This window comes from Candidatus Cardinium sp. cByotN1 (assembly GCF_022810525.1).
Classification (GTDB): Bacteria; Bacteroidota; Bacteroidia; order Cytophagales; family Amoebophilaceae; genus Cardinium.
Map to the genome: position 1 here is coordinate 1 of NZ_JAACGG010000005.1, position 17,890 is coordinate 17,890.

The 17,890-nt window shown below is 37.6% G+C and carries 13 protein-coding genes; 3 read left to right on the forward strand and 10 right to left on the reverse strand.

Going from position 1 to position 17,890, the window contains the following annotated elements; translation table 11 throughout:
- Nucleotides 1-111 precede the first annotated feature (111 nt).
- From rsmA to MUW73_RS00185, 7 genes are all read right to left on the reverse strand, one after another.
- Complete coding sequence (gene rsmA, locus MUW73_RS00155) at nucleotides 112-891, reverse strand: 16S rRNA (adenine(1518)-N(6)/adenine(1519)-N(6))-dimethyltransferase RsmA (RefSeq protein WP_243018251.1); 780 nt, start codon at nucleotides 889-891, stop codon at nucleotides 112-114.
- Nucleotides 892-903: 12 nt separating this feature from the next.
- A complete protein-coding gene (locus MUW73_RS00160) occupies nucleotides 904-1,278 on the reverse strand; it encodes a helix-turn-helix domain-containing protein (RefSeq protein ID WP_243018252.1) in 375 nt (124 codons plus the stop codon).
- Nucleotides 1,279-1,540: 262 nt separating this feature from the next.
- Nucleotides 1,541-2,245, reverse strand: a complete 705-nt coding sequence (gene lipB, locus MUW73_RS00165) for a lipoyl(octanoyl) transferase LipB (RefSeq protein WP_243018253.1) — start codon at nucleotides 2,243-2,245, stop codon at nucleotides 1,541-1,543.
- A gap of 178 nt (nucleotides 2,246-2,423) precedes the next feature.
- Nucleotides 2,424-5,972 (reverse strand): sodium:solute symporter family protein, encoded by a 3,549-nt coding sequence (locus MUW73_RS00170; RefSeq protein ID WP_243018254.1) that lies wholly within the window; start codon nucleotides 5,970-5,972, stop codon nucleotides 2,424-2,426.
- Between the two features lie 107 nt (nucleotides 5,973-6,079).
- A complete protein-coding gene (infB, locus tag MUW73_RS00175) occupies nucleotides 6,080-8,857 on the reverse strand; it encodes a translation initiation factor IF-2 (RefSeq protein WP_243018255.1) in 2,778 nt (925 codons plus the stop codon).
- 35 nt (nucleotides 8,858-8,892) lie between these two features.
- Entirely contained in the window at nucleotides 8,893-10,134 is a 1,242-nt protein-coding gene (nusA, locus tag MUW73_RS00180) for a transcription termination factor NusA (protein WP_243018256.1), read from the reverse strand.
- A 434-nt stretch (nucleotides 10,135-10,568) separates the two neighbouring features.
- Entirely contained in the window at nucleotides 10,569-11,741 is a 1,173-nt protein-coding gene (locus MUW73_RS00185) for an FtsW/RodA/SpoVE family cell cycle protein (RefSeq protein ID WP_243018257.1), read from the reverse strand.
- Between the two features lie 265 nt (nucleotides 11,742-12,006).
- Here MUW73_RS00185 and MUW73_RS00190 point away from each other — a divergent pair, with 265 nt between their 5' ends.
- Complete coding sequence (locus MUW73_RS00190; RefSeq protein WP_243575127.1) at nucleotides 12,007-13,482, forward strand: hypothetical protein; 1,476 nt, start codon at nucleotides 12,007-12,009, stop codon at nucleotides 13,480-13,482.
- Between the two features lie 474 nt (nucleotides 13,483-13,956).
- Here MUW73_RS00190 and MUW73_RS00195 read toward each other — a convergent pair whose 3' ends face one another.
- The 3 genes from MUW73_RS00195 to MUW73_RS00205 are packed head-to-tail and all read right to left on the reverse strand — an operon-like array spanning nucleotide 13,957 to nucleotide 16,065.
- On the reverse strand, nucleotides 13,957-14,379 hold the full coding sequence (locus MUW73_RS00195) for a PD-(D/E)XK nuclease domain-containing protein (protein ID WP_243018410.1): 423 nt from the start codon (nucleotides 14,377-14,379) through the stop codon (nucleotides 13,957-13,959).
- Between the two features lie 4 nt (nucleotides 14,380-14,383).
- Nucleotides 14,384-14,533 (reverse strand): AAA family ATPase, encoded by a 150-nt coding sequence (locus MUW73_RS00200; protein ID WP_243018411.1) that lies wholly within the window; start codon nucleotides 14,531-14,533, stop codon nucleotides 14,384-14,386.
- Between the two features lie 20 nt (nucleotides 14,534-14,553).
- Complete coding sequence (locus MUW73_RS00205; RefSeq protein WP_243018413.1) at nucleotides 14,554-16,065, reverse strand: NTP/NDP exchange transporter; 1,512 nt, start codon at nucleotides 16,063-16,065, stop codon at nucleotides 14,554-14,556.
- Nucleotides 16,066-16,423: 358 nt separating this feature from the next.
- Between MUW73_RS00205 and MUW73_RS00210 the strand changes: the two genes are divergently transcribed.
- Complete coding sequence (locus tag MUW73_RS00210; RefSeq protein ID WP_243018415.1) at nucleotides 16,424-17,500, forward strand: ankyrin repeat domain-containing protein; 1,077 nt, start codon at nucleotides 16,424-16,426, stop codon at nucleotides 17,498-17,500.
- Between the two features lie 208 nt (nucleotides 17,501-17,708).
- Nucleotides 17,709-17,890: hypothetical protein (locus MUW73_RS00215; RefSeq protein WP_243575128.1), on the forward strand; the 182-nt coding region annotated here is incomplete at its 3' end.

Sequence of the window (17,890 nt, forward strand, 5' to 3'; positions counted from 1 at the left end):
TTTCTTTTCATCTGTAAACCGCGCTTTCTGATCGCACTTTTTTCAAAGGGCGCGTTTTTTTTCTAGCATAAGCCATAGTGGTGAACGGAAACCACTTTTTTATAAAACGCGTCAGCAGATGCTCAATGCATTGGTCAACGCTACAAATTCAGCTACACTTAACTCTTCTGCACGCTTATTTAACAAATCAACACAAGGTATATTGGATATATTGAAACCACGCAAAGCATTGAGTAACTTTTTTCGACGCTGCTGAAAACCACTTTTGACTATTTGAAAAAACAGCAACTCATTACATGGTAGTTGTTGTACACTATTCCGATGCATGGTAATAACAGCAGAGTCTACCTTAGGAGGAGGCAAAAAAAGATGAGGCGGGACGGTAAAATGATATACTATGGTATAAAATGCTTGTAAAAGCACACTAAGCATACCATAGACCTTACTACCTGGTTGAGCAGTGATGCGTTGTGCGACTTCTTTTTGAATCATGCCTATTACTACATCGACCACATGACGATTTTCTAAAATTTTAAAGAAAATTTGGGAAGAAATATTATAAGGAAAGTTACCAATAATAGTTAATGGTTTACCTTGAAACTGTTTTGCCAATGGTAATTTTAGAAAATCCGCTTCTATGATGCGATCCCCTAATTGGGCATATCTCTTTTTTAGATAAGGTATAAGATCACGATCTACCTCTACAAGGTATAAACTAGCAATAGGCTTACAGAGTAACCTATCTGTTAAACTACCCCTACCAGGGCCGACTTCAACGACCGTACCTATAATACTTTTATCTGTTAATAGATTGGCTATTTGCCTAGAAACAGCAACATCTCTTAAAAAATGCTGCCCCAGCGACTTTTTAATTCTTATGGATGTTGACATAGCTCACTACACTTAAAAAGAAGAGTTGATAAGTTCTTTAATTTTCTTATGCAAACCATGCTGGTCAGCATCCTGCGACTTCTTCAATAAGAACTTAAGTAACCAATGATATTTTTCCAAAAGCGTTTTATACTTTTGCTCAAGTTGAAAAAGTTCTGCGCGGGCATCTTCTGGAAGCGCACTATCTGACTTTATCTCAGGAAAATGTACAGCAAAATTATAGTGCAACACCATTCCTAAAGTCAATATAAAGTCATAGCTTAAATTTTTCTCTTTAAATCTATTATAAAGCGTATTTCTACTTATACCCATTCTTTCAGCTAATACTGAAAGAGAAATACCGCTTCTTCTCACTACATTTTCAATAATTTCTCCTCTATGTTGCATCTGGCATTAGCAAGTTAATAAGTAAGAAAAGAAACTGCTTGAGCAGATTCTTTCCATTGTTTTTTATGCTTGAATTTTGCAAAAGATCTAACATTAGAATTCTTGTGAAAGATTTAACCACTGGCTCTAGCTGCAAATTACCAGCATAAGTAGCCTTCTACAAGAAGCCTATTCCAGTAAACTACCTGGTATTATAAATAGGCACCATACATGCAATATAAAGATTTGCCACTTGATTTTAAATAAAAGTGTAATACAAAAACTACACAGAATTTAACTTTTTTAAAATATTTTGCTCTAAAATGTCTGATACAGTCATTATAGAAATAGATTTGTTTAATTCTTTTTGCATGGATGTTACTGCTTTAGGTATACCGCAAGGTATAATTTGATTAAAAGGTGCCAGATCATTATTTACATTTAGAGCTAGTCCATGCATCGTTACCCACCTGCTTACCCTAATGCCAATGGCACAGATTTTTCGATCTAACTGTTTTTTAGTTTCATTTGCTTTTAACCATACACCGGTTAAACCAAGCAAACGGGTCGCTTCAATATTAAAATAAGCCAACACCTCTATAACACAAGCTTCAAGCAAGCGAAGGTAACGATGTATATCTGTAAAAAATTTTTCCAAATCAATAATAGGATAAACTACCAACTGCCCTGGTCCGTGATAAGTAATATCCCCTCCTCTATTGGTATGATGCAATGTAATCGCCTGTGCTTGTAAAATAGCTGGATCTACCAACAAATGGTCTATAGACCCGCTTCTACCAATGGTGTATACAGGAGGGTGCTGACAAATAAGTAAGTAACCACAGGGCGCTGGATGAGGCTGCGTAATCGTAAAACTTCCAGATTTTTGCTCAAGTAGCCTAACATAGCAGGTTTCTTGAATCGCCAATGCTGCTTTATAATCTATTAAGCCTAATTGCTTTACAACGATTTTTCTATGTTTTACCATCTGGTATAAGTTCTATTTAAGATACTTTTAGATACATAAAGGTTTAAAAGTTTGAATATAACCAGCGTCTGTGGGTGTAAGCTGAAGGGAAACGAAAGGAGACAAAGTGTCATATAAAGGCCTGGTTTACCAGTGACTTGAACAAATAATCAAAGCTAGAGGCATACTAACAATTTATCTAATTTGATTGGTTTTTAATTCTATCCTTACAAAGCTTTAGTGCTGCTTGCGCAGCTTCTTCTAGTGCTGCGCCTATCTCTGGACCCAAGTATTGATTGGCTATAGGAAGATCTATCGTCAGGGTTTCTTGAGCCATATGCTGAACCGCTGTTAAGTGCGTATAACCGGATGCATGGCGTAGATCATAAAGACGTTCAGCTAATTTGATGAACAGTACGGAGAGTTGTACATGGTCTTCTTTAAGCGCTTTTTCTAGTCGATTCTGTACAGAGAGTAATGAAGGGGCATCTAGCTCTTCCCGTTTATCTATCTTTACTACATTCGAGACAAAGGCATAAACACCTAAATTATAATGTTCTTTGATATAAGAAAGAGGCAAACAAGTACGACGGACCAATCCATAAAGCAAAGAAGCATAAATTACTTTAGGCGAGTGAAAAACCCAATCTACCACTATGTGAGCAATGCCTACCGCACGGACATAAAACAATTGACCTGAGCTATGACGCTTAAAACCAAAATGTTGACGTAACAATAAAAGCAACCCGGAAATGATTTTTATATCAATAGGAGCCTCTTTAGAAACATACTTACAGACATGATCATGGAACTTCATTAAGGCCATCATAGAATCAGCTTGCTCTTGAGGAGTAACAGGAGCCTCTGAGGTTAAGCAATCTATAGGCAGTTCAACGGTCATCTTATCCCGAATATCCGTAACATTACTAGGTAATACCAGCAACATAGTGGGTTGCTTTTCATCCGTAGAAATTTGCAAATAGCCATAATGGGCATGAACCATACTAGCTATGGTATCTTGCTCCAGATCTATAGATGGTGGGGCATAGTTGGGCCTTTCAGGGTCCATCGCGTCCAACTCATCATAGAAGGACTGTACTTTTGGAAGCAACGCAGAAGGAGTAGTAGACTGACTCACTACCAGAGCAGTAGCGGGAAACTCCATAAATGAAGGAAGGTGGTGGTCAATAGGATTAACTTGTTTAAAGCGCAAAGTGGTAGAATGGAGTTGTATCCGAACAATAGGGGCATTTGGGCCTTCTAATCTACCAATCCGTAAAACAGCCTTAACCAATAAATAGACTACTTGATGGATATCACATATAATATGAGGAGACATCTCCACATGAGCGCTATCTATTTTTTCTACTAGTAACCTAGGCGGATTACCTATCTCTTGAGACAAAGCCACCTCTACTTTACGCATTAGCCTATCTAAGGTAATTTGGGTAGGTTGCAGCAAAGCATGTTCTTTAACCTTTTCTCTTTTATTAAAATAAGTGACCCAATCATAAAACTTATTAATAATGCTTTGAAAGTCTTCCTTAAAAAGGGGAGTATCCTTATCTAAAAAGGAAATAGACTCCTCCACTTTACGGACTACTTGCTCTAAAACAAAACCATAACTTTTAGCAACAGGCGCACGATTAGAAGGAACCAAAGCCGCATCATAGAGAGAGGCTTTGAGTTGTTGAGCCGATCTAATTTGTTCCTGATCTTTTAGGTAAAGAAGCTGGGCTATATAACCACACTGTCGGACTTTCAAGTAGGTAATAATAGCAAATAAAAACAAGCCTACTATCAATAGCGGTAATAAGGAGCAGAATAGTGCATAAGAAAAGCCAAGGCAGATCGGATAAATGGTTAATAATAGGCTAACGGCTATAATGGCTATAGCTAGATAAAGAGGCAGGGCCAATAAGATTAGGGAAAAATGAGTTAAAGAGAGGGAGAGGGTAAAGGTGGGATCTACCGAATGATACCAATTCCAAAACAAGTTTAAAGGAAAATAAACCACTAACACAATTAGCCAACCCAGCTCAGTGGGGATTCTTATTCTTTTAGAGATATCATCAATAAATGGATACCCTATAAAAAAAGCAGCTACCATAAGCTGTACAATAAGCCAAGAACCATTATGGGGAACAGGGGCTATAAAATGCGTCACTAAGCTAGTAATCGCTAGATAAAATCCGATACATACAATGGTGGTGTGGCTTGGTTTGAGCTTAGCCAAAGTGGCTTTTCTATTGGCCCAGCCATTTTTAATGGCTTCTTTACGTTCTGCAGTCCTTCGGGCCTTAGCTTGTTGCATTTGTTTAAAATGAGTATCTGGAGCAACCCAACCTGTACCTTCTGGTTGTTTGAACAGATAGTGAGCAGCCAACATGGCTAGGCCATTGGCTAGCATAGCCACAAAGGAACCGTCTATACCAGTTGAAGGTTCAATCAATTTATTCCAAGCTAAAATAGTTAGTACACCAGTAACCATACCAATCAAAGCTGTACGGGAAGTACCTCGAAAGCCAAAAACTGCTAAAATAAAAGGAGCAGCCAGTATGGGCACAATCGAATCAATTGACCAATACATTAGTTTTAAGAGATCTCTACACTTAAAAGTTACCATCATGGCCAATAAGCCAACTACTAACGTAGTCCATCTAGCTATCTTAAGTTGACAGGTATCAGTTATTTCTTTTTTCCTGTGTATGACTTTAACCATATCATGAGTCATCATAACAGCACAAGCATTTAAGCAAGAATCAGCTGAAGACATTGACATAGCTAATAAGCCAATCGCAAGACAACCTTTAAAAACAGATGGAATATGCGCCATTACATAATGCCAGATCTCTATTTTTGGTAATGTTGGGGATCCTACAAAAATAAATAAAGCAACTGAAATTATAAGTATCTGAATAATAACGCCAAAAATAGTAGCATATGAAAACACTCTTCTCGCCTGGATAGGATCAGCAGCCATATAGACACGCTGCATAAGTTGAGGGTTTATGTAACTAGGCATATCAGATAGAAATAGAAAAAGCATACCTACTAACTGAGTGATAGGATGAAGTAAGCTACTAGGTTGAAATTTAGTTTGACTCTTTAGTATAGGAACGATTGATACAACTGGTTTACCTATTTTGACAAACATAAACCAGGCTAAAAGTGGAATAATAATCGAAAAAGTTAAAAACTGGAATACATCTGTGAAGGTAACTGAACGAACACCACCAAACGTCGAATAGAAAATAAGGAGTAATGTAGTAAGAATAGTAATTATAAAAGGATCAATAGAACCCAAACACATATCAATTGCCTCAGACATTACAGTGATTTGCATAGTAATAACAATGATAGAATTACAAATACCTACCAAAGCAGCAATACCCCTTGGATATCGACCATAGATATGCCCTATCGTATCTGCCATAGAAAGATGATGCATAAATGGGCCCATACGCGATGCCAACCTACTAACGGTCCACATACCAAAAGGAGCTAAAAGAAAAATCCCTATCCACCATATGCCAAGGTCATAGACACACTCTACATTACGCATAAGCCCACCTCCTTCAAAAAAAGTAGCCAACACCGTAGCTACCAGCGTAGCCGTAGCAAATTGCTTATTACCTACAGCGTATTCCCGAAAAGTGATTTTTTGTCTACTAAAATAAAGCCCTACTACCAAGGTTAATACCAAAAAAGCCGCCACTATATAAAGGGGCATATTTAAACAAACCATAAAGCAAAAATTAAAAAATAAAGAATAGTTAGCGCACTTCACTTCTATAGTAACTATTTGTTACTACAAATCAAAAAATGTAACCTAACTTTAGCATAAAAGTTTTTTTAAAGCTGGCGCTTGATTTCTTTACGTTCAAATCCTTCTATAATATCCCCCACTTCAATCTCATCAAAGTTTTTAATATGAATACCGCATTCAGAAACAGATTTTACCTGTTTAATCTCCTCTAATCCATGCTTTATCGTATGGATGGAACCGGTAAATATAACCTGATCTTTTCTGATTACACGAACGGGGTTAGCTTGTTTGATAAATCCTGTTTGTACTTGACAACCTGCAATATTACCAACTTTTGAAAAGGTAAAAATCTTTTTAATTTCCGCTCGACCCGTAGCCACTTCTTCTATAGTAGGCGCTAAAAGACCCTGTACGGCATGACGTATATCATCTATGGCACTATAAATAATAGCGTATTGCTTGATCTCTACCCCTTCTCTTTCGGCCAATTTTTTGGCTTGTGCAGATGGTTTAATATGGAAAGCAATAATTATAGCTTCAGCGGCAGCAGCTAAGAGTACATCTGACTCTGAAACGGCTCCTACACACTTGTGTAAGATATTCACCGCTACTTCTTCATGCGATAGGCCAAGCAATGCATCGGCCAAGGCCTCGATGGAACCATCCATATCCCCTTTGATGATAATATTGAGCTCTTTAAAGTTGCCTACAGCCAAACGACGGCCAATCTCATCAAGGGTGAGGTGAGATTTGGTACGCAACGCCTGTTCGCGTAATAATTGTTGTTTCTTTTGCGCCAGTTCACCCACCTCTTTTACACTATTCATCACTCTAAAGGTATCGCCTGCTCTGGGTGCACCATTTAAACCTAAGATTTGAACCGGTGTGGCAGGAGGAGCTGTTTGGCGCGCTATGTTCTGGTGGTTTAACATTGCTTTTACCTTGCCATAGTAAACACCGGCTAGTATAATATCGCCTACCCGTAAGGTACCATCTTGCACAATACCAGTGGATACGTATCCTCTACCAGGATCTAGGAAAGACTCAATAATGGTACCTTTGGCTTTTCTGGAAGGAGCTGCTTGTAAGTCTAGCAGAGAGGCCTCCAGCAGAATTTTTTCTAAAAGCTCATTAATCCCTTGGCCTGTCTTGGCCGAAATCTCTTGGCATTGGTATTTGCCCCCCCAGTCTTCAACTAAAATGTTCAGATTGGCTAAATCTTCTTTAACTTTTTCTGGATTGGCTTGTGGTTTATCAATCTTGTTGATAGCAATAATAATAGGACAACCTGCTACTTGAGCATGACTAATAGACTCCTTGGTCTGGTTCATAATGCTATCATCTGCAGCTACTACAATGACAATAATATCGGTTATTTGTGCGCCTCTGGTACGCATAGCTGTAAAAGCTTCATGACCAGGTGTGTCTAAAAAGACAATCTTTTTGTTTTGATCAGTAACAATATCGTAGGCCCCAATATGCTGTGTAATACCACCAGCCTCTTTAGCAGTGACCTTAGTGGTACGGATATAATCCAATAACGAAGTTTTACCGTGGTCAACGTGGCCCATAATGGTTACAATAGGCGGGCGTTCCAGCAGCTCACCACTTTCTTCTTCTATATCTTTCTCTACTTCTTCTTCCTGTAAATCAACAAACTCTACACTATAGCCAAACTCATCTGCCACAACGGTAATGGCTTCTGCATCGAGCCTTTGGTTGATAGATATAATCATACCTAAAGACATACAAGTAGAAAGCACCTCATTTACGGTAATATCCATAAAAGAAGCGAGCTCATTAGCTGAAATAAACTCAGTGATTTTTAAAACTTTTTCTGTTTCTTTAGCCTGGCGTTGACGCTTTTCTTCAGCTTCTAAATGGGCACTGCGCCTATCCCTTTTATATTTGGAGCGTGCCGCATCACCAGTGCCTTGGTTTAGCTTAGCCAAAGTTTTTTTGATTTGACTTTCTATTTCTTGGGAAGATACACCTTCTTGCTCTTTTGGTCCTAATGGTGCTTTAGGACCTTTGTCCTTACGGAAGGAATCAGTTCCTGTTTTAAATTTAACCGATCCCCCTTTTTTACCACCTATACCTCTTGGCGCAGCAGGGTTATCTGTAAGTTTTTTGACCTTATCCTGTGGCCTTGCATAGGCTGTTTTAGATGCGCCCATTGAACTATTGGGTTTTGGTGAGGCTGCCCCACTGCTAGGATGATGTCTTTTAAAGGTAGGTTCAGGCAAGGTCATTTTACCTACTACAGTAGGTCGCTTAAGTTGAGCTGAAAAGGTTATTTTATCTGGTTTATCAGTTGGTTGTTGGTCTGCCTTGTTGGCTAAATCACTTGAAGGCAATCTAGGATCGGATGGGTCCATTAATGAAGGAGATTTAACTTTTATAGCTTCCTTATCAATAGATTGGACTATATCAGGGGTTTCATCTTTAATTTTTTCAGTAGCTAAATCAATTTTTCCAACTGGTTTTAAGCCAGGTAAAACTGGCACAGAAGCTGCGTAATGGGCAGGGACAATCGGGTCTTCTTTTTCGGTTTGTTTAACTCTTTGGTGTGTTGCTCTCTTTTTTTTGCCCTGCTCTTTGCTCCTTGCACTATGGTCACTACTAGCTGAAGCAGAAAGACTTGGGTAAGCTTTACCAATGGTAAGATGAGCAGCTTCTTGCTTATCCATACCAGCTGAGCTAAATTCGCCAGCTAGTAGCTGAAATTGCTCATCCGTTATTTTAGCATTGGGTTTATTAGCTACTACAAACCCTTTTTCTTCTAAAAAAGAGGCAATAGTCTCTGTTCCTACATTTAACTTTCTAGCCACTTGGCTGAGTCGCATGTTTTTTTCTTCATTCATAGGTTACCTTTATCTACCTAACAGGCATATTGCGCTTAACCATTAAGCGCCTGATCTAATATAGCATAGATTTCGTCTATCGTTTCCTCTTCCAAATCAATCCGTTGCTCAAGTGTTGTCTTAGACAAGGCTAAAACACTTCTAGCTGAGTCTAAACCGACTTTATACAATTCATCCAAAATCCATTGCTCAATCGTATCACTAAATTCAGAAAGTGGAATGTCATGCTCTTCTAAATGATTCGGGATATCCCTATAGACATCTATTTCTTTGCCAATAAGACGGCCTGCCAGTTTAATATTTTGGCCTCCTTTACCAATGGCTAATGCTACTTGATCAGGATCTAAGTAAACAGAGACTCGCTCACCATTTTGTTCGACCCGATTGATACAGGCAGGATTTAAGGCACGCGCAATATATAGCTCTAAGTTATCCGTATAATTGATAATATCAATGTTTTCATACTGGAGCTCTTTGGTAATGCCGTGTATACGAGATCCTTTGATCCCTACACAAGCCCCAACTGGATCAATTCTATCATCAAAAGTCTCCACCGCTACTTTGGCACGAGCACCTGGATCTCTGACAATTTTTCTTATAGCAATAAGCCCATCCTGTATTTCAGGAATCTCATTTTCAAATAACCTTTCTAAGAAAAGAGGAGATGTCCTAGAAAGTAAAACCCGAGGAATCGCATTGTTAAAAGCTACTTTATAGATAACGGCACGAATATGTTCTCCTTTTTTAAACTGGTCTTTAGGTATTTGTTCTGACTTTGGTAAAAAAAGTTCATTGTTTTCATCATCTAACAAAATGATTTCTTTACTCAGAATTTGATTTACTTCAGCTGAAATCAAACAACCAACTAGCTGTTCATATTTGTTATAAAGCGCCTCTTTCTCCAGTTCTCGAACCTTTTGTATAAGCATTTGCTTAGCAGTCAGGATAAGTCTTCTGCCAAAAGAAGCAATCTTAATTTCCTCAGATAGTTCTTCGCCGAGTTCAAAATCAGCCTCTATTTTTCTTGCCTCCGAAAGAGATACTTTATGAGGAGCAGCTACATCTACTGCATCATCTGCTACCACTTCACGAAAACGCCATATCTGCAAGTCGCCTTTATCAAGATTGATAATGATATCAAAATTATCACTATTGCCAAATTTACTCAGCATAACCGCACGAAATACGTCTTCTAAAATACGTATAACGGTAGGCCTATCAATATTCTTAGATTTGGCAAATTCTGCAAATGACTCTACTAATTTATTACTATCCATGTATCCATAAAACATAAGCACGTACCTAAACAAAATACGCACAAAAAGGAAGATTTTTACTAAAACTTATAAAAGTTATATTTTCTAGAATGATTCTAGGCTACAACGGTAATCATTGGAATCCTGACAATATACAAAAAAAATATTTCTAAAACATTTTGGCTTGCGCCCCCTCCCTGCAACTGTTTTGCTTGGCATCTGTAAGCGCTGCTTGCCGATCACAAACTTTTACAAGGGGTGTTTTTGGGCCACATGGTTATATTTTTACTGCGTGCTAATTTTTTTATTAGCAGTTATAAGCAAGAGCCAGATGACCTACCAATCATCTATTCAAAAAATGCTATTATATTTAATAATCAAATAAATATGATTCTTACGTTGACGTCATTGACTGTTCAAAACATTAGTAAATATGGATACTGCAGCAGGTCATCTTAGCCTCTACTATTTTTTTTGTACTTATTATAACGAATACCAGCCACTTCTTTTTTTAAAGTTATGAGTTCTGTATCAATTGTACCCTGGCTGATGCTTAATAATATGCCTAGTGCAACACCTGTAAATAAAAGCGAAGTACCCCCCATACTCACGAATGGCAAAGGAAGCCCGGTAACAGGACCAAGGCCTACTGCAATCGCCATATTCAATATGGCCTGAAAAACAAGTAAAAAACTAATTCCTATAGCCAAAATTCCTCCGTAATAACTAGTGGCTGTAGGGAGCAAAGCAATGGCTCTATACAATAAAACCAAATAGAGGACCATGACGAATAAGCCACCTATAAGGCCATACTCTTCAATTAAGATGGCATAAATAAAATCAGAATAAGGATGGGGTAAGAAATTGCGTTGGGTGCTATTACCAGGGCCTTTACCGGTTAATCCACCTGTTGCAATAGCAATGTAAGATTGCTCCGTTTGAAAGGAAAGGTCACCTTTTAGAAAGCGTTCTATGCGTTTGATGGCTGTGCCACCACGTTGCCCCCATAACAATGCGCCTCCCACCACTAGCGTACCCGTCAACACAATAATCAGTAAATACTTAATAGGGATTCTACCAATGAACATCAGCACCAAACAAGTACCAAATAATAAAATAGCGCTAGAGAAATTAGTCAAAGCGATTAAACCACTAACAAGACCCGACCAGGTTAACATAGGCAAGCAGGCAGTTTTAAAACAAGTAATATTTTTTTGTTGTTTAGCCAGCATATGTGCCATGCGTATGATCAGTGCCAGTTGTGCCAGATCAGATGGTTGAAAAGATTTATTGATAAAAGGAATATTGAGCCAACGAGATGCTTCATTTAACTTTAATCCATACCGCCAAGTTACCAGCAATAATGGAATAGATAACCAAAGCGCAGCTTTAGCAATAGCCGCATAGTAGCGGTAATCAACCCGGTGGCTTAACCACATAGCCGCTAGCCCGGCGCCTATGAGCAAGGTCTGCCTGAGCAGATAATATTCGGTATTATAATGCATGTTTCTATAGGCTAACGAACTAGAAGCACTATAGACCGTTAGAATGCTTAGGCTAGACAATAGAAAAGCAATGGCCCATATAATGGGGTCTCCTTTTAATTTTTCTTGAATGAATTGTTTCATAGGGGATTAAGTAATTTGCGGGATATTCATAAAACTTCTATTAAACACCAAATTGGTTGAGAAAGAATAAAAAAGAGCTATTGACTAACTATTTAACTAGCCAATTTAGGCATTATATATAGTTTCATAATCAATTATATAATTTTTTTATTATATTTGGGTTTCCTGAATATTGTATAGCGCATAGGCAAAGTTGCATGACCTTGCTCCAAGCAAATATTCAGTGATATCAAGATCATAGCTTAAATTTAATCAATCAATTTATATGGAACGACATAATCTTAAACAATATATAGTTGCACTATCGACGGTTAGTATGCTTAATGGCGCTTGTAGTTTGGGACCTAATCGGCTAGGGATGATGGATAACCAGGGGGGGCTGTCTAGTGGTACAACTGCTGACAATAGCAAGTTGGGTACAGAAGCAGTGTTTAGAGAGGAAGATTTGCTTGTATACATAAACTTACATGGCGTGGGAAAAAATAGAGATGGGGGGGAAAATGAATTTACTAAATTAGAGAAAGCAATCACAGAGCAATATAGGGATAACGTAAGCATAATAAAACCAGAATTTAGAAGCAATCATAATCGTGATTTTACCCTCACGCTAAAGGAACAAGCACAAGGAGTATATAACGAAGTTCTTCCAACATTAACACAACTATTATCTGAAAAACAGGGAAAGAGAAAGCTAAATATACAAATAACAGGAAAGAGTCAAGGTGGTGTAATAGCATGGATTTTAGCTAAGCGATTACATGAGGCTGGCTTCAATGTTGAGCAGATAAACTTAATCAATACACCTGTAATGGGGCTTTCTTTTCTTAATCTTTCATTAAAAAACATCCAAGGAATACAAGATAGCCTACGTCTTGCTAAAGAGTTATTCCCATTTCCAATTGAGGAGTTATTAGATGTTGCAAACAAGGCATGCGAAAATAGATTAGGGGACGTTCAATTAATAAAATTAGTTGATAGTCAAAGTGATATTGAACAATACAATCACTTCGAAAAGCTTCTTGGAGATGCCTATACAAGGCTACTCAAAAGTTTGAACGAAAAATATAAAGGCCTCACCGATATACAGTCTTATGTAGACGAAATATGGAATGACATACGTGTAGGTGACGTTACATGTAGTAGTGAAAATGAAGCAAATAATAAGCCTAAAACGCGTATACATCTTATTCATAGTGCTATAGACCAATCTACGCTAGATGAGGTTATGATGGGTTTAGCAAGTTTGATTGAACATTTCGTTACTAAACCAGTAAAAGTAATAAATGGAATGGACAGCAACGCTCCACTTGAACTGACTGATACAATCATTCCTGGTAACGAAGGGATATGTAAAAGACGAAAGAGTTTCAGTGAAGGAGGGTTAGAACAAACATGGAAGAACCTCAAGCATACAAAATCTCACCGATTTTCTACTGAAGAACTTAGAAAAAATGGTTATAAACCAAATGTAAGGGTTACTATAACAAAGGGGCATATACATGAACCTATTAACCTAGAAGATATCGCTAAAGATAGACCTACGCTTAATAGCATATTACTTATGCTTAATAAGATTTTTCCTAGGATTAATAGCATGTTATCTAGTTCGTTACTTAATTCACCTAGTTTGTACCCCTTGGACCTCATATTCAGGAAGAGTATAGATGATTCGCTAGAAAAGAACCCAAATACAACAAAAAATACAACACCTAAGCTCCAAGAAGACAATGACCTCGATTAGTCATTGTCCTATGCTTTAGCTGTAAAAAATTTGCTAAAAGTTTACTTTTACAAAGCATTACAGTTAAAGTTTCCAAGCCCCTTATACAGCGCTCTTTGAAAGAGCGCTGTATAAGGATTATATCCAACTAGTCTTTAGCCAATGGCGTCAAATTAGGTATCCACTCACGTCTATGGTTTCCGTTCACCACTATGGCTTATGCTAGAAAAAAACGCGCCCTTGGAAAAAGTTACGATCAGAAAGTGCAGTTTACAGATGAAAAGAAAAACAGTTGCCGGGATGGAATTGCAGGACAGCTCCTGTTTTTCCAGCTGTAAACGGCGCTTTCAGTAACTTTTTTCATCAGCGCTTGATTTTTTGGTTACTTTTTGATCAAGCAAAAAGTAACATTAAAAATTTATCTACTTAATAAGCTCTTCGCTATTTACCATTTCATGCGCCCAACTAGCTATAGATTTCGTTGCTTGGTCAAAGTTAATACCTATATAATATAATCTCTTTAGCCTTCCATAAGTACGAAGCATAATAACGATTATCTTTGATTTGTTGTAACGCTACTTTACCACTAGATTGATACTTGATTTCTATAATATAAACGATGCTACCAATCGTTAGTACGATATCAGCCCTACCTTGGCTAGAAGGCGATTCACTAGCCATATGGCTATTAATCCCCCCTAAACAATTTAAACCATAGAGTAACATATGCAAGTTACTATGATAGTCTTTTTCCGTTTTACTGGTTATGTAGTAAGGCACACTAGCGAAAGCTGTATTAATAGCAATGATAAAAGATTCAAGATCTTTTGCTTGTAAACCGCCTGTTATTTGATCGTGTGTTGATCTAAAATAGTCCTTCTCTCCTCTACATATAGTATCCAATGTATCGATAAACAAAGACTTACCAAACCGTCCTAGGTCTAGCTATAAAAATAGGATTTCTCTTTTCTATTAACCCTTGCGCATATCGTGTTTTATCTACGTAGTAGCCTGTTTCAATGACCGATTTAACATCTGAGTAACCAATAGGTAATGCATTGATCTTACCCATAATGGTATTTTTTAAACTTTTTATTGCAAAGTTGCAGCTTCCGTCTTGCTTATCAAACGATTGTATCTTTTTGCAAGCATCCCAACCGCTGCTATCCAAATTATACAAATGAAAAAAAACATGACCATTAAAAATGGTGCCAATTGATTGGGTTGTACCGTAGCAAAAATAGTATAACAAATTACTTGCAAAATAGCCCCTGCAGACTTGCCTATTTTCCCGCCCAATATATCCACCGCTGCTTTGCCTTTTGTACCCATTTCACCGTCTAAAGGAATGTAGACCATTTCTTTGGTTACATCAAAAAAACAATATTTAGTTCCCTTAGCCAATACATTTTGTAGACCACCCATCGCTACAATAATAGCCAACGTAGATAGACCCATAATCGTTTCTGATAAAAAATTCAAATGAACCGCTACGATCAAGAGAAAAAAACAACTCCCTACTATAAGCGTGACAATAGGCGTCACCAATGCTGCACCTAGCCAGCTTAATTTCCGAATAATCGCATGACCAAAACAAGAACAAGTAAGGGTACAAACACCCGTCCAAAATAATACTTTGCCCTGATAAGTAATAAAATGTGTAGGATCTTGCTTATACAACAGGCTAGTTTGGTGAAACCAAAGCCCCTCTATTAAATGGATAACCATCGAGTAAGCAATCATCAATACACAGATTAATCCAAGATATTTAGATTGGGCAATCATCTTACAACTGTCATAAAAGCCTAATTGTAGTTTGGTAGGTGCGCTCCTCTCTACCATATGACCATAGACGAGATGTTTTTCAACATATCTGTGTAAAAGCAGGATACAAAGACACAACAGGATAACGATTGCCATAAGCGCCGCTATTTTTAGCGCTGATTCGGTTTTATCTACACCTAGGAGAGGCAATAAAAAATGATCCTTTCGAGAAAAGTAAACCATAATACTGCCCGAAATAAGCAGATTAGCTTGCCCAACCAAGTTACAAAAAAAATACAACCGGCCTGCTTCTGCTGTTTTCGTTATTTTATTGGCCAGCTGCCAATACAACAATGTAAAAACAACCATAGGCCAAAGTTCACCTATCATATAAAAAAGTACCAATGTCCACTTACCCCACATGACGAAAAACCATTTAAAATGGGGATAAAGCTTTACATAACCAGCCACCATAGACGGATCCGGATGCCATAACCCTTGATAAGGGAATAAAAAAAATCCGAATAAAATAAAAAAAAATAGAAAAAATAGTATAATGGCTCTAAAAATGTTTTCTGTGGTCATCTTATTACATAAGATGGTGTAGATGACTACAAATAAAACCCCTGCCGGCATCTCAACAAATAGTTTAATAAAACTCAACACCTCTGCCCCTATTAAAGTCACTACCAGACTATCTTTTATGCCACGAATTAAATTTTGATTCAGCAAAATAAGAAACATCAAGATGGCCATAGAAAAAAATTTTTTCAGCTCACTGCGCTTCATAGGCCAGCAGGTAGCATGCCATCTTTTTAGTAGGGCGTTGATTGGTTTCATATTGATTATTTACACTATTTAAACGAGGCTAGCACTAAGGGCCAAATATAGCCTTTTAGAACTAGTTTTTCAACTAATTATTCGCTTAAAGCAGTAAACGATGTCTTGCGCACTTCCATTTTTTATCGCGAATACATTTGCAATTGTATTTAATTTTTATTACTAATACAGAACAGGGTTAAGTAATTAAAAGGGATACGTAGGTTCTGCTACGGCAGGCCTCATGAACTTTGTTTTGCCTTAGTATAAAGTTCAGCAGATAGAAAAAAACAAATAGCACGTGGTATTATTCCATGTCCATTCAAATCATTCTGCCTGCTTAGTAGTCATTAATAAAAACAATTTAAACATCAACGCCATGAAAAAGTATACATACTACAAAGTAGGCCTATTTATTAGCTTATTAGGCTTTGGCACCTTGACTTCTTGTGTGAACACAAGGCATTGCGTCAACACAAACCAAAATACACGCTATCATTCTCTTGTTAATCCTACTGGTAGTTATAGCCTCCACAGATTCTATCAGAACAATCCGGTAACAGCTATAGCAGTGAAGGTAGTTGGAGGTATTACCGTGTTCGGAGTAGTCTTGTTACCAGTATGGCTTATAGGTAAACATTTTACCAATCAATCTAGTGCGCTTACTACTGGTACTTGCCCAGTTCCTGGGCAAGGTTTTATGCCACCTGAATGGAACATGACGGCTGCTACGATCGATAAGATAAATGAGGTTGAAGCATTATTTAAGAAGGCGGTAGAAAAGTACAAAGAATTGGGTAATCCTAATGAGGAGATGATAAATTCGGCTGAAGAATCCTTTAATAATACGATAGAAACTCAAAGACCAGATTGGATGAATACTTTTGCAGTGCCATACACTATTAGTGATCCTAAGGTTTTGGATAAAGAGACACTTGAAAACATCAAGCAGGCTCATTTTGACTTAGATCTTATAAAATGTTTGATTAACAAAGGTGTAGACCCAAATGCAAAGGATTCGCAAGGATTTACATTATTAAGATACGCAATAATTGATAAAAATAAACCCTTAGTAGATTTTTTAATAAAGAAAGGTGCGGATGTTAATGGATTTGACAACCCAGCAAAGGAATCTCCTCTAGCTGAAGCAATAGAAGCAGGAGATAAGGATATCTTTGAGCTTTTAGTAAATAATAAAGCGGATATTAATAGAAAAGATGAAATAGGTGGGAATTTTTACCTAAAAATGGCAGCATTGCTGCCTCGTGTTGATATGGTTGAACTTTTGCTAGAAAAAGGTGTAGATCCCTGCAAGAAAGATGATAAAGGTAAGACTGTGCAAGATATAGTCAACGCTCTTTCACTCAGCGATGCTGACAAAACAAAAGTGAGTAAAGTCCTAGAGCAAGCTATAAAAAAATTGCATCCACAAGAGGAAAAATGCCCAGGTGCGTAACAAGCCTATAAAAGGTCCCTATCCCGCAATTGCAAAGCAGACTATCTTTTAAGGCTATGAGTAAGGCTAGCTAAGAAAAATGCGCCCTTGGAACTGCTGAAAGCACAGTTTACAAGATGAAAGGAAATAGCTTGATTGAAGCATCTATACACTAATGTGGCAAAAGTGGACCCAAAAACGCCTCTTGTAAAATAGTTGCGATCAGAAAGTGGACGTTACAACTGAAATAGAAAAACAGTTCAGAGGGAGGTTGGAGCACGGATTCTGTTTTTCCAGTTGTAACGAGCACTTTCCGCAACTTTTTACCAGGGGCGTTTTTTTATATATTACTATATATAATAATCAATTAAATATACACCTTAAGTTGACGCCATTTTCCGTTCACCACTA